We start from the raw sequence: 13680 nt of genomic DNA on the forward strand, positions 1-13680 counted from the left end.
TAAATTTGCTTATAAAAAAACGGAGTTAACCCCCAATTAAGGGTCAACTCCGTCCTAAATAATGTCTGTAAGATGACTTCATGCCAACCTTTTATTTTTAGTCATAAAATCAATTTTAAATTGGGCGAATTTTAATCGATAAGGCCTAACAAGTCTAGTTGAAATCCACACTTATTCCAAAAACTATCGCAGACCTAACACATCTTGCATATCATACAGCCCGTTTGGTCGCTCTGCTAACCAACCACAGGCCCTAACCGCTCCCTTAGCAAAGGTCATCCGACTTGAAGCTTTATGGGTAATCTCAACACGCTCGCCAATGCCAGCAAACATTACGGTATGATCACCGACGATGTCACCTGCGCGCACGGTAGCAAAACCAATCGTATTTGGGTCACGTTCACCCGTATTGCCTTCACGACCATACACCGCACAGGTTTTTAGGTCGCGACCAAGCGTGTCAGCAACCACTTCCGCCATACGTAGAGCCGTTCCAGAAGGAGCATCGATTTTATGGCGATGATGCGCTTCTATAACTTCAATATCAAAACCGTCATTAAGCACTTCGGCCGCCATTTTTAGCAACTTTAAAGTTAGGGTCACACCAACACTCATATTGGGTGCAAACACCAGGGGTATTTTTGAAGATGCTTCATCAAGCGCAGCCAGGCCGGCTTGATCAAATCCCGTCGTACCAATCACCATCCGTTTATTCGCTTGGACACACAAACTCAGCGCTTGCAAGGTAACCTCTGGGCGAGTGAAATCAATCAGAATATCAAAGTCATCAACGACATCGGCTAGGTGATCAACCACCTTAACACCTTGTGGACCGGCACCAATTAAATCACCCGCATCAACCCCCACCAAAGACGAACCGGGGCGTTCGACAGCCGCGCCAAGCACCAGGCCTGGTTCAACCAATATCGCCTCTAGCAGGTATTTACCCATACGACCTGAAGCACCTAAAATGGCTATCCGATTAAACTGACTCATTTTTTATCCTTTTTCTGCGTCTCAGCCTCATCATCGCTGGTAAAAAAAGCTTTGACGGCATCAAAAAATGAATGTGATTTCGGGCTATGCTCGGCCTGCTTGCCATGCAAACTATCATCAAAAGCTTTTAACAGCGCTTTTTGCTCATTGGTCAATTTTACCGGTGTTTCAATACTGACTTCGCAAATTAAGTCACCCACACGACTTGAACGTACTGACTTCACCCCCTTCCCGGCTAGCTTAAAACGTTGCCCTGACTGGGTTCCCGCTGGAATTTTTAAACGCGTTTTTCCACTCAAACTCGGCACTTCAATCTCGCCACCAAGGGTTGCGGTTGCAAAAGACAAAGGCATCGCACAGAACAGGGAGTCACCATCACGCTGGAAAATCGTGTGACGCTTAACTCGAACGCGTACATAAAGATTACCCCGCGGCGCACCGGGCTCTCCCATGCCACCTTCTCCTTGAAGACGAATCCGATCGCCACTATCAACACCGGCAGGAATCTTAACCGACAAGGTTTTATGTTTAGTGACTATACCCTCACCTTGACATTTTTTACAGGGTGACTTGATAATCTTGCCACGGCCATGACAGGTCGGACAGGTGCGAGCTACTGAGAAAAAACCTTGCTGAATGCGAACCTGTCCCTCACCACCACAGGTGTGACAGGTCTGAGCGGTAGTGCCCGGTTCTGCCCCCGAACCACCACACGCATCGCAATTATCTTCATAAGGAATCCGGATATCTACTTCAGTACCATTAACAGCCTGCTCTAGGGTGATTTCTAGGTCATATTGCATATCATCACCGGCGCGTGGACCCCGACGGCCGAAACCGCCACCGCCAAAGATGTCGCCAAAAATATCGCTAAAGGCATCACCAAAACCAGCACCACCATAACCACCGCCTTGAGCACCACCCTGTACCCCAGCATGACCAAATTGATCATAGGCGGCACGCTTCTGCTGATCGCTTAAAACCTCATACGCCTCCGTCGCGTCTTTGAATTTAGTATCGGCATCCGGGTCATCAGGATTGCGATCCGGATGATACTTCATGGCCAGCTTACGATAGGCTTTTTTAATGTCTTGCTCGGTGGCATTACGGGCCACGGCCAATATTTCGTAGTAATCTCGTTTGCTCATAATCTCGATCTTCTTGCAATTAGGCTTGTTAAGTCAATAGGTTCAATAGACGTTAACCATCTATTCAACCAATTAACTTATGGTTAAAAAACAACGGCTCATAAGAGCCGTTGTCGGTTGTCACGCATTATAAAATAAGCAAGGCTAAGCTAAGTTATTTTTTGCTATCGTCAACTTCTTCAAATTCGGCGTCAACAATATCATCTTGCTGCGCGCTTGATGAGTTTTCACTCTCGCCACCCGCTTGCTGCTGTTGCTTCGCCATCATTTTTTCAGTCATTTTTTGTGATGCCGCAGCTAAAGCTTGAACCGTCTCATCGATTTTTGCCTTGTCATCGCCCTTCATCGCTTCTTCGACATCCTTGATTGCCGCTTCAATCGATTCTTTCTCAGACACTTCAAGATCATCACCGGCATCGGCCATCGCTTTACGCGTTGCGTGAATCATCGCATCGGCTTGGTTGCGTGTTTCCACCAACTCTTTCATCTTGCGATCTTCTTCCGCGTGAGCTTCGGCATCTTTCACCATGCGCTCAACTTCTTCATCCGATAAACCCGAAGATGCTTTAATCGTAATCGTTTGCTCTTTGCCGGTGGCCTTATCTTTCGCTGAAACATTCAAAATACCGTTAGCATCAATATCAAAAGTTACTTCAATTTGTGGCATACCGCGCTGTGCCGGCGGAATGTCTTCCAAATTAAACTGCCCCAATGACTTGTTACCGGTCGCCATTTCACGCTCACCTTGTAACACATGAATGGTGACTGCGGTTTGATTGTCTTCAGCCGTTGAAAAAACCTGCGATTTACGCGTTGGAATCGTGGTGTTTTTCTCAATCAACTTGGTCATAACACCGCCCATGGTTTCAATACCCAATGACAAAGGCGATACGTCTAACAACAACACATCTTTTACATCACCAGACAAGACACCGCCCTGAATCGCAGCCCCCATTGCAACCGCTTCATCAGGATTTACATCACGACGTGGTTCTTTGCCAAAGAATTCTTTAACACGTGCTTGCACCATAGGCACACGGGTTGAACCACCCACTAAAATCACATCGTCGATTTCTGATGCTGATAGACCGGCATCTTTTAACGCAATCTTGCAAGGCTCAATCGAGCGGGTCACTAAATCTTCTACCAAAGACTCAAATTTCGCACGGGTGATCTTAATATTCATGTGCTTAGGACCAGAGGCATCCGCTGTAATATAGGGCAGGTTAATGTCTGTTTGCTCACGCGATGATAATTCAATCTTGGCTTTTTCCGCCGCTTCGCGCAAACGCTGTAGCGCCAATGGATCATTGGTTAAATCAACACCCTGCTCTTTTTTAAACTCAGCAACCAAATAGTCCATGATTTGCTTATCAAAGTCTTCACCACCTAGGAAGGTATCTCCGTTAGTTGATAACACTTCAACTTGCTTTTCACCGTCCAGGTCAGCCACCTCGATAATTGAAATATCGAAGGTACCACCACCAAGATCATAGACCGCGATTTTGCTGTCGCCTTTCGCTTTGTCCATACCATAGGCCAGCGCGGCTGCCGTTGGCTCGTTAATGATACGTTTTACTTCCAGACCAGCAATTTTACCGGCATCCTTGGTCGCTTGACGCTGGGCATCGTTAAAATAAGCCGGCACTGTAATAACCGCTTCGGTAACTTCATGCCCTAGATAGTCCTCAGCGGTTTTCTTCATTTTTTGCAGTGTACGAGCCGATACTTCTTGTGGTGACATTTTCTTACCATCGACATCCACCCACGCATCACCGTTGTCTGCAGCCACAATGGCATAAGGCACCATACCGATGTCTTTTTTCACTTCTTTGTCTTCAAAGCGGCGGCCAATCAGACGCTTGATTGCAAACAAGGTGTTTTTTGGGTTAGTCACCGCTTGACGCTTAGCCGAATCGCCGACCAATACCTCACCATCGTTAGCATACGCCACAATGGAAGGTGTAGTACGTGCACCCTCAGCATTAGGAATGACTTTAACATCATTACCTTCCATAACCGCTACACATGAGTTAGTGGTTCCTAAATCTATACCAATAATTTTTGACATCTTACTTTCTCCAAATTCAATTAAATCTTTAATAACTTAGTAACTTAATAGGTCTTGTCTGGTTTTATTCAAGCCCGTTAAAGCAAATTTTTACTGGGCAACTATGACGCGTGCTGGTCTGATCAAACGTTCGTTAAGCGCATAGCCCTTCTGAAACACCTCAACCACACTATTACTCTCATGGTCGGGCGATGGAATCATCGTCATCGCCTCATGCTTTTGTGGATCAAATTTTTCACCAGCCGGATTAATTCGTTCAACATTAAAGTCTGCTAACACATCTAAAAACTGCTTGAAGGTCATCTCAACACCTTCACGAATCGAATCTAACGACGCCTCTGGCTTGGTCGCGGCTTCTAAACCAAACTCCAAGCTATCAGCAACTGGCACCAGAGCATGAAGCAGTTTCTCAACACCATATTTATGCGCATTTTCTACATCAATACGAGATCGACGACGCAAGTTCTCCATCTCGGCTTGCAAACGCAACAGACTGTCCCAATGCTGAGCGGCCTGTTGTTGTACCGCTGCTAATTCCGCCATGGGATCGAAATCTTCCACCTGCTCTGTTGATGACGCAGCATCTGATTGCTCCGTTTGTTGATTAAGATCAGTATCATCAAGGTCGCGACTGGTGTCTGTCATATTTTCTGCGTTCTGCATGCATGTCTCCTAAAGGTAATATCAATGAATCATTGCCAAAATAGTGGGGGCAGTTTTTAAACTTTCAAGTAGTCAATCAACTTATTTTCGATGGCTAGACAAAAATTTTACGTCTTAATAGCACTAAAATTTGGGCTATAATCAACTTCATAATTTTAAAATCATCACGCTAATAACAGGTCTTTTCATGTTTGATCGAATTGCTATTTTTGGTAAATACAACGGATTTCAATCCTGGAAAAGCATTGACAAATTGATCAAGTTTTTTCAGGACCGTAACAAACAGGTTGTCCTTGACCAAATCTCCTGTCAAGACTTTCCCGTGGAACGCTATGGTGTCCCATTACTGAATCGCGATGAAATGATAGGGCAGTTTGATATAGCGATTGTCGTCGGGGGCGATGGTACTTTTTTAGATGTGGCACGTTTTGTTGTAGACCAGCAAAAACCGATTTTAGGCGTCAACCTTGGGCGTTTGGGGTTCTTGGCAGACGTATCACCGGAATTGATGCTTAACACTATGGAAGATGTTTTAAATGGCACCTATGATTGCGAAGAACGCAACCTACTTAGCGTGACTATCTATGATCAGGATGAACCTGTCTTTGAGCATTTAGCTTTTAACGATGTCGTCATTCATAAGCCAGATGCACCTAAGATGATTGAATTTGAAACTTTCATCAATGGTCGCTTCCTAAAAAGCCAACGCTCTGACGGCATGATTATTGCCACACCAACCGGCTCAACGGCTTATGCGCTATCAGCTGGTGGGCCAATTGTTGATCCCAGTCTAAATGTACTGACCCTGGTTTCAATTAACCCGCATACTATGAGTAACCGCCCATTTGTGGTCGATGGTGATAGCCAAATTGAACTTCGCGCCCATGAAAACTGCAATGGTATTGCGCGAATTACTTGTGATGGCCAAATTACTTTTGAAATTAATGCACGTCATCGTACGCAAGTCAAAAGGCATCGACATTTTATAAAACTCATCCATCCTTGCGGGCATGACTATTTCCAATTACTACGCGCCAAACTTCATTGGGGTGAAAAACTATAATGCTGTCTTTTTTACACATTCAAAACCTCGCACTCATTACCCAGCTCGAACTGCAATTTAAACCCGGACTTACCGTCTTAACCGGAGAAACAGGCGCGGGTAAATCGATTTTACTTGACGGCTTGGGACTGGTACTCGGTGAACGGGCGGATTCTAACTTAGTCAGACATGGTAAAACCAAGGCAACAGTTACGGCTGAGTTTGACTTAGCTCATGCACCCGAGCAGCAGGCCTGGCTTCAAAACAACGATTTAGAAGACGCCCATCACGCAGCGACTTGTATCATCCAGCGCAGTGTCAATGCCGATGGCCGCTCCAAAGCCTACATTAATGGTCGCCCAACAACCTTGGGTAAATTAAAAGAGCTAGGGCAACAATTAATTGTGATTCATGGTCAACATCAACATCAGGCACTGGTTAACCTAGACACGCAACGCGAACTCCTTGACAGGTTTGGCCAACTCCAACCCCTAGCCTACCAAGTCAAACAAGCTTTTAAAACCTGGCAAAGCCTAACCCAACAGCTACGGGCATTGCAAGCGGCACAGCAAGACGCACAGGCCAAATTAGAATTACTCGAATTTAAATTTCAGGAATTTGACAAAATCAAACCACTTAGCGGCGAATTTGATCAACTGTCTGAAGAACAACGCACATTAGCCCATGCTAATGACATTAAAACCGCCGGTTTACAAACCTATGAGCAACTCGATGGCGAAAGCAGTGCCGCCAGTCACATCAGCAAAGCGCTGGGTGAGATCACTCGAGCCGTGACCTACAGTCCCGCGCTTGCCCAACAACAACTGCGTTTGGAAAGCCTATTAATCGAGCTACAAGAAATCGCTAATGAGCTGTATCATTACAGTGATAACATTGAACTAGACCCCTACCGACTCGATGAAGTCGATAGCCGTCTTGGACAACTGCACGCGCTTGCAAAAAAATATCATCTTACCCCGGATACGCTTGCTGACTTTTATCAACAACTTGGCGAGCAACGCCACAGCCTAACCCACCAAGACGAGCATCAGTTGGCGTTGGAACAAGACATCGCAGAAGCTCATACCGCACTTCTCAAGGCATGTAGCCGACTCACAGAGGCAAGACAGACGACAGCCAAGCAACTTAATACTAGTATCACCACAGCTATGCAAGCGTTGGGCATGGCCGCTGGACGCTTTGAAGTCGCTATCACACCGATCGAAGTTAATTTTTACGGACAAGATAAAATTGAGTTTCTGATTCAAACCAACCCAGGTCAGCCGGCACAGCCTTTGCAAAAAATTGCTTCTGGCGGTGAGTTGTCACGGATTAGCCTTGCGATCCAGGTCGCTTGTGCGCAAATCAGTCAGACTGCTACGTTAATATTTGACGAGGTGGACGTAGGTATTGGTGGCGCTGTGGCCGAAATCGTCGGTCAAAAAATGCGCACCCTAGGACACCAACGCCAAGTCTTTGCGGTCACCCATCTTGGTCAAGTCGCAAGCTATGGCAACCAGCACTTCAAGGTCGCCAAACAAAGCCAGTACAATGAAACCATAACCGAAGTTCGACCTTTAGATAAAGACATTAGAGTGAAGGAAATTGCAAGGATGATTGGGGGTATTGAGATTACCGAGCAAACCATTGGCCTGGCAAATGAACTACTCGAACAGGCCAATCAGTTTTAACTTTTTCTGCTAACGACCGCGCTCGTCTTTACTGGTTTCAGACTCAAGTGTGCCATAGATAACTAAGTTGTGATTCGAAAGGTTATAGCCATTTTCTTTGGCAATATCTCGAATACGATCCTCAATAATTGGGTCAACAAACTCTTTTACAAACCCGGACTTCAAGCAGACAAGATGATCGTGGTTATCTCCAGTATCTAATTCGAAAATAGAAATATTGTTTTCAAAATTTAGACGACGAACAATACCTGCTTGTTCGAACTGCGTTAACACACGATAAACAGTTGCTAAGCCAACTTCTTCACCTTGCTCAATCAAAATCTTATAGACATCTTCTGCGGTCAAATGATGTTGATCACCAGATGACTCTAAAATCTGTAGTATTTTTAGGCGGGGCAAGGTCACTTTTAAGCCAACCCGTTTTAATTCATGACCGCTCATTTAAAGACTCCACTTATGAGATTTGTTATTATTTTAAAGTAATGGCTAGAATGAACAACTTTTGACTATAATAACGAAAAAAATGCGCTCAACACCATTTAAAAATCAATCAAAATTCAAATTTTAATAGCAAAGTTTAATTTAGTAAAGCGTAAAAGACGCACATATAGGAAAGATTATGACGGTAAAAGCTCCACTGCTCCATCTAAGCTGGATTACATTACTCAGCCTGTTTCTAAGCGGTTGTGGTGGCATTAAACCCTTCAAAGCACCCATTGCTCAAGGCGTAGTGATCGAACAGGCTATGCTAGAGGAACTACAAGTAGGCTTAAGTCAGCAACAAGTCCGGAGTTTATTAGGGCCTAACTATGGCCAACACCCCTTTCGCCCTAATGTTTGGGACTACACTTATTCGAACAGTAATCGCAACCTGCACCCAGATGCGGCTGGTCGACTGCAATTGATATTTGATGATCAAGGCTTTTTAGAATCTTGGCAAGTCATTGAAACCGAAAGTCGTAAAATTAAGCTTTAAGACGTTTAATTATCAGCGGCAACCTGTCGCCTGCGCTCTTTAGGATCGACTTTTAAAGGGCGGTATACTTCTACTCTATCACCATCTCGTAATGGCGTATTAACCGCTACCGGCCGGCTAAAAATTCCTAACTGATCAATTACCGCATCTGGGTAATCGTCAAGTAACGGACTAGATTTTACAGCCTCAAGCGCCGACGTTGCCTCCGGCAATTCGAGCACATACAAAGACTGCTTATTTGGTAAAGCATAGGCAACCTCAACACGTATGGTGGCCGTATTCTGCTCCAAATTATCCATAAATCTGCTCCGCTCGTGTTACAAAACTACTGACAAAGGTATTGGCAATTTGCTCGAAAATACTATTGAGCGCCACCTTTAGTAAACCAGAACTGACTTCAAACTCAATCTCAAAGTTGATTTTGCATGCCTGCTCATCTAACGCTTTAAAAGTCCACTCACCCTGCAAATGACTAAATGGCCCATCTAATAATCGCATTTCAATGCGCTGATTCGGCGTCAAATGATTCTGGGTTTTAAAGACCTGCTTAATGCCCAGCTTGGCGATCGTAACCTCAGCTTGCATTGAAAGCTCATCAACCATTAATACGCGCGCACCTCCACACCAAGGCAAAAACTCGGGATAACGAGCTACATCATTAACCACGTCATACATTTGCTTGGCAGAATAATTTAACAAGGCGGTGCGGGAAATTTTTTTCATAGGCATCTTTTTTTGAGCAAACTTCGTTATAATGCGCGACATTATGGCAAAAAAAGCAAAGAAACAAAACCACTCAAACCGCATCGCTGAAAACCGGAAAGCGCGCTTCGATTATTTTATTGAAGAAACCTTTGAGGCAGGCCTAGTGCTGGAAGGCTGGGAAATCAAAAGCCTGCGCGCGGGCAAGGTGCAAATCAACGAAAGCTACATTTTGTTTAAAAACAATGAAGCTTGGTTATTTGGCGCCCTTATTACGCCATTGATTACGGCTTCTTCGCATCAAGCACACGATCCGCTGCGAACCCGAAAACTCTTAATGCACCGTCGTCAGATTGATCGTATGATGGGACAGGTCGATCAAAAAGGTTATACTGTGGTGTCACTAAACCTACACTGGCATCAAGGTCGGGTAAAAATAGACATCGGCCTTGCAAAAGGTAAAAAGCTTCACGATAAACGCGCGACTGAAAAAGAACGCGATTGGAATCGTGATAAACAACGCATCCTAAAATCATTCGGTTAACCAAGCCTGCAACTGCGGCCATAACCGCTCAAGAATAAGTGGTTGTGCGGCGGCATTTGGGTGCAATCCATCGTCCAGCATTAACGCGGGATTTAATGCCACATCCGCTAAAAAAAACGGATCCAGTGGCACAGTATATTGTTCTGATAACTGCTGATACATTTGCGCTAAGCGGCGATCAAACGCTGGCCCATAATTGGGCGGCAAGCGGATTCCCAGCAATTTCACCTTAGCACCCTGTTGTAAACTCACTTCAATCATCTGTGCGAGATTCTGCTGGGTTTGCGCTAAGTTTTGCCCGCGTAAAGCATCATTCGCACCCAGCTCAATAATGACATAACTGGGTTGATGCTGAGACAGCAGGCCTGGTAATCGCTGTAAACCGCCCGAGGTGGTTTCACCGCTTAGACTCGCATTGACCACGCGTAGGTTTTTTAATTGTTGCATAGTCTGTTGACTGAGTTTTTGGTCTAATAAGAACACCCAGCCGTCTTGTTGTGGAATACCATAGGCCGCGCTTAAACTATCACCCAGCACTAGCAAGGTTGTTGACGCCTGTGATGTTTGACTGGCCACAACCAACGCAAAAGCCATCACACCCAATACAATCAATTGCGAAGTTCGCCTAACCTGACGATAAAGAGTAATTAACTCATGACCCACAATCCGACTAACCCTATTTTGCGCTTGCACAATGTTCACTACGAAGTATCCTCTGCTGCTTCATCTTTGGCTATCTTAAAGGGCTGTGAACTAGAAGTCGAGCCACAACAGAGTCTGGCGATTGTTGGGCGTTCCGGTTCTGGCAAATCGACTTTGCTGGCGCTGATGGCGGGCTTAGATACTGCCACACGGGGTGATGTGCAATTGCTCTCGCACAATTTATCACAACTCAATGAAGATCAACGTGCCCAAGTTCGCGCACAATCGGTCGGATTTGTGTTTCAAAACTTTCAACTGATGTCGGGCTTAACCGCGTTAGAAAATGTCATGATGCCCTTGGAATTGTTTAATCTTGATCAACCCAAACAACGCGCTGAAGCGGCCTTAGAATCCGTTGGCCTATCGCACCGCTTGCATCATCGCCCACAATCTTTATCGGGTGGCGAACAACAACGCGTCGCCATCGCCCGCGCCCTCGTCACTCAGCCCAAAATTTTGTTTGCCGATGAACCGACCGGCAACCTAGACGAAACCACCGCCAATCAAGTGCAAGATCTGTTGTTTCAACTACAAGACCATACCACCTTAATCTTGGTTACCCATGATGTCGACTATGCTGCGCGCTGTCAGCGGCAAGTACGTTTAGAGCATGGTCAACTCATTGAGGACACAGTATGCCGTTAATTACGACGGCTTTGCGTTGGTTTTGGCGTGGCATTCGACGCGGTGATTGGTTGTGGCTATGGATTGCGGTGGTTATTGCCAGCACCAGTGTCACCCTGGTTGAACAGGTCGCACAAACCGTGCAAAAAAGCATGCTCAGCAAGGCCGCCGAATCCTTATCGGCGGATCTGGTGATTCGCTCAACCCGTCCCATTGATACCCTTTGGCAAGACTGGGCGGCCGACAACCAACTAGAAACCAGTGAAACCCTGAGCTTAACCACTATGGCACTGCACCAAGATCAGTTTCAAATGGTCATGCTTCGAGGCGTGTCAGCCAACTTCCCATTACGTGGCCAACTACGCACCGAACATAAGCACCAACTCGCTGAATTAGGGGATAACGCGGTGTTTGCTGACCCGCAATTAGCAGGCCTGCTGGGTTTAAATCTGGGCGATGAAATATCGCTCGGCAACCGCGATTTTATCGCCCTGGATTGGTTGAGTGACCAAGATGTATTTCAAGCCACTTTCAGCCAATTCGCCCCCCAAGTTATTCTACCCATCGAACAAATCACCGAACTCGGTTTACTGGGGCCAGGCAGTCGCGCCACCTTTGAAATCGGGTTTAGTGGCAATGCCGCTACCCTAGAGAACCTCTATTTACAGCTAATCGAAGCCGACGAACCGCATTGGCAAATATTGCAAGCCCGTGCACCAACCCCCGACCTCGAACGCGCTCTTAATACCGCTTGGTTATTTTTAGACCTAGCATCGCTAGCGACCGTATTAGTTGCCGGTCTAGCCATTTTGATTGCCAGCCAATTTTATCTAAAACGCTGGACAGCAACCCTCGCCCTATTACGGGCCACTGGTGCCACCAGCCGCCATCTGATGGCTCTTTTTGCCCTACAACTCACCTTCTTAGCGGTATTTGCCAGCGGCGTCGGAATTGCGCTAGGATTAAGTCTGTTTTATTTACTCACCCCTGTATTAGCTAACTATTTTAGCCCGCTGGTGATAGCCAGCCCAGGCACCGCCATACTGTTAGGTTTGCTTAGTGGCACCCTTGCGCTTTGGACCTTTACCTGGCCGGCTTTTTATCGCGCCATGCAAGTGTCGCCGCTTAGCGTACTCCGCCAAGACCTAAGCCCCAAAAATGCCCTGACCGCCCTGTTAATTAGTCTGCTGTTGCTATTTGTTTTGATGTCACTGCTATTAAATAATCAACTGTTGATCTGGGCCATGCCCAGTTTAATGATCGGCGGGGCGATTTTAGCGTTATTAGCAGGCCTGCTGTTATGGGGCTTGGTGAAAATTCAACCCTGGACACAAGGCTGGCTCCGCATTGCGATCGCTGGGCTGACCCGATCACCAGGTCTGGTTATCACCCAATTAGTCGCCATCGGATTAGTTATTTTTGTGCTGTTAGTCATGTCGTTTGTACGTCATGATTTACTGAATGCTTGGCAATCAACACTGCCAGCAGATATGCCCGACACATTTGTAATGAACATTCAACCCGACCAACAAACCGGGGTCGCTGGGTTACTGGCAGAGCGGAGTTTAGATGCCGACCTAGTGCCGATGGTGCGGGGGCGACTAATGGCTAAAAATGATCAACCGATGCGTGCCAGTCAGTTTGAAGAACCGCGCGCCAAACGATTACTAGAGCGCGAAGCCAATATTGCGGTACTCGGCACGCCGCCAGAATACAATCGTATCACCGAACAATTACCGGCAACCCTATGGCAAACCGAGCTGCCTGGCGTATCGCTCGAGGCCGAGATTGCGACGCTGTTTGGGATTCGGTTGGGTGATATTCTAACCTTCGACCTGATTGGCGAAACACTCCAGTATCAAGTGCGCAGTTTCCGTGAGGTGGATTGGCAGAGTTTTCGACTGAACTTTTTCTTTATCCTGGAACCAACGGATCAGCCTTTACCGATTACCTATATCACCAATTTCCAATCGAATTTGGATGAAACAGACACCCTCGCTTTACGCTTAGCGATTAACGAACAATTCTCGGGGGTATTGTGGGTTGATGCACGCGCGATGATTCGACAAATTCGTGACATTATGAGCCAGGCGGCGATGGCAGTGACGCTACTTTATATCTTTACCCTGGTCGCCAGTCTGGTGGTAGTGTTTACCGCCACCCAATCAACCCAACTGGCTCGCTTGCGGACCTGGCTGCTGTTGCGCACGCTCGGTGCCAAACAAGCCGACATTGTCAAAATTGGTTTAACGGAATTTGTGTTAATTGGTATTTTGGGGGGCTTATTTGCAGCCAGTTTAGGCCAAGTCGCGAGTAGCTTAATTGCCCATTTCTGGTTAGAACTGCAGGTGGGCTTTAACCCGCTCATTTGGCTCAGTGCGATTATTGTCAGTGCACTACTGCTGCTGTTGATTGGCTGGTTAACCCAGCGTCATCCCCTGCGCCAAACACCAAAGCAGTTATTACAGACTTTGCAAGCTGACTAGCAGGTCAGTTAACAGACCAACTAGCAGGCCTGCTA

General features: G+C 46.3%; 14 protein-coding genes. 6 read left to right on the forward strand and 8 right to left on the reverse strand.

Annotated elements, in window-relative coordinates; translation table 11 throughout:
• Positions 1–183: 183 nt before the first annotated feature.
• From dapB to grpE, 4 genes are all read right to left on the reverse strand, one after another.
• Complete coding sequence (gene dapB, locus THICY_RS05380; protein WP_013835599.1) at positions 184–996, reverse strand: 4-hydroxy-tetrahydrodipicolinate reductase; 813 nt, start codon at positions 994–996, stop codon at positions 184–186.
• Positions 993–2144 (reverse strand): molecular chaperone DnaJ, encoded by a 1152-nt coding sequence (gene dnaJ / locus THICY_RS05385; protein ID WP_013835600.1) that lies wholly within the window; start codon positions 2142–2144, stop codon positions 993–995. The genes dapB and dnaJ overlap by 4 nt, the downstream gene beginning before the upstream one ends.
• 154 nt (positions 2145–2298) lie before the next feature.
• Positions 2299–4215 carry a molecular chaperone DnaK gene (dnaK, locus tag THICY_RS05390; RefSeq protein WP_013835601.1) on the reverse strand — a complete coding sequence of 639 codons (1917 nt, stop codon included), beginning with the start codon at positions 4213–4215 and terminating at the stop codon, positions 2299–2301.
• Positions 4216–4305: 90 nt separating this feature from the next.
• Positions 4306–4878, reverse strand: coding sequence for a nucleotide exchange factor GrpE (grpE, locus tag THICY_RS05395; protein ID WP_013835602.1), 573 nt, complete (start codon positions 4876–4878; stop codon positions 4306–4308).
• A 187-nt stretch (positions 4879–5065) separates the two neighbouring features.
• Here grpE and THICY_RS05400 point away from each other — a divergent pair, with 187 nt between their 5' ends.
• Positions 5066–5941 carry an NAD(+) kinase gene (locus THICY_RS05400; protein WP_013835603.1) on the forward strand — a complete coding sequence of 292 codons (876 nt, stop codon included), beginning with the start codon at positions 5066–5068 and terminating at the stop codon, positions 5939–5941.
• Positions 5941–7611, forward strand: coding sequence for a DNA repair protein RecN (recN, locus tag THICY_RS05405; protein ID WP_013835604.1), 1671 nt, complete (start codon positions 5941–5943; stop codon positions 7609–7611). The genes THICY_RS05400 and recN overlap by 1 nt, the downstream gene beginning before the upstream one ends.
• 9 nt (positions 7612–7620) lie before the next feature.
• Here recN and fur read toward each other — a convergent pair whose 3' ends face one another.
• The gene (gene fur, locus THICY_RS05410; protein ID WP_013835605.1) at positions 7621–8052 is read right to left on the reverse strand and encodes a ferric iron uptake transcriptional regulator; all 432 of its coding nucleotides are present in this window, start codon (positions 8050–8052) and stop codon (positions 7621–7623) included.
• 178 nt (positions 8053–8230) lie between these two features.
• On the opposite strand from fur, the gene THICY_RS05415 reads away from it, so the two are divergent.
• Entirely contained in the window at positions 8231–8587 is a 357-nt protein-coding gene (locus THICY_RS05415) for an outer membrane protein assembly factor BamE (protein WP_013835606.1), read from the forward strand.
• A 5-nt stretch (positions 8588–8592) separates the two neighbouring features.
• On the opposite strand, the gene THICY_RS05420 is transcribed toward THICY_RS05415, so the two are convergent.
• Positions 8593–8886: an RnfH family protein gene (locus tag THICY_RS05420; protein WP_013835607.1), complete on the reverse strand. Its 294-nt coding sequence runs from the start codon at positions 8884–8886 to the stop codon at positions 8593–8595.
• Complete coding sequence (locus tag THICY_RS05425) at positions 8879–9310, reverse strand: type II toxin-antitoxin system RatA family toxin (RefSeq protein ID WP_013835608.1); 432 nt, start codon at positions 9308–9310, stop codon at positions 8879–8881. Before THICY_RS05425 ends, THICY_RS05420 begins: the two co-directional genes overlap by 8 nt.
• Positions 9311–9353: 43 nt before the next feature.
• On the opposite strand from THICY_RS05425, the gene smpB reads away from it, so the two are divergent.
• Positions 9354–9833 (forward strand): SsrA-binding protein SmpB, encoded by a 480-nt coding sequence (gene smpB / locus THICY_RS05430; protein WP_173358412.1) that lies wholly within the window; start codon positions 9354–9356, stop codon positions 9831–9833.
• Here smpB and THICY_RS05435 read toward each other — a convergent pair.
• A complete protein-coding gene (locus THICY_RS05435) occupies positions 9822–10445 on the reverse strand; it encodes an arylesterase (protein ID WP_013835610.1) in 624 nt (207 codons plus the stop codon). The genes smpB and THICY_RS05435 overlap by 12 nt on opposite strands.
• A gap of 42 nt (positions 10446–10487) precedes the next feature.
• Between THICY_RS05435 and THICY_RS05440 the strand changes: the two genes are divergently transcribed.
• The gene (locus tag THICY_RS05440; RefSeq protein ID WP_013835611.1) at positions 10488–11180 is read left to right on the forward strand and encodes an ABC transporter ATP-binding protein; all 693 of its coding nucleotides are present in this window, start codon (positions 10488–10490) and stop codon (positions 11178–11180) included.
• Entirely contained in the window at positions 11171–13645 is a 2475-nt protein-coding gene (locus THICY_RS05445; RefSeq protein ID WP_013835612.1) for an ABC transporter permease, read from the forward strand. The genes THICY_RS05440 and THICY_RS05445 overlap by 10 nt, the downstream gene beginning before the upstream one ends.
• Positions 13646–13680 lie beyond the last annotated feature (35 nt).

This window comes from Thiomicrospira cyclica ALM1 (genome assembly GCF_000214825.1).
GTDB classification, from domain to species: Bacteria; Pseudomonadota; Gammaproteobacteria; order Thiomicrospirales; family Thiomicrospiraceae; genus Thiomicrospira; species Thiomicrospira cyclica.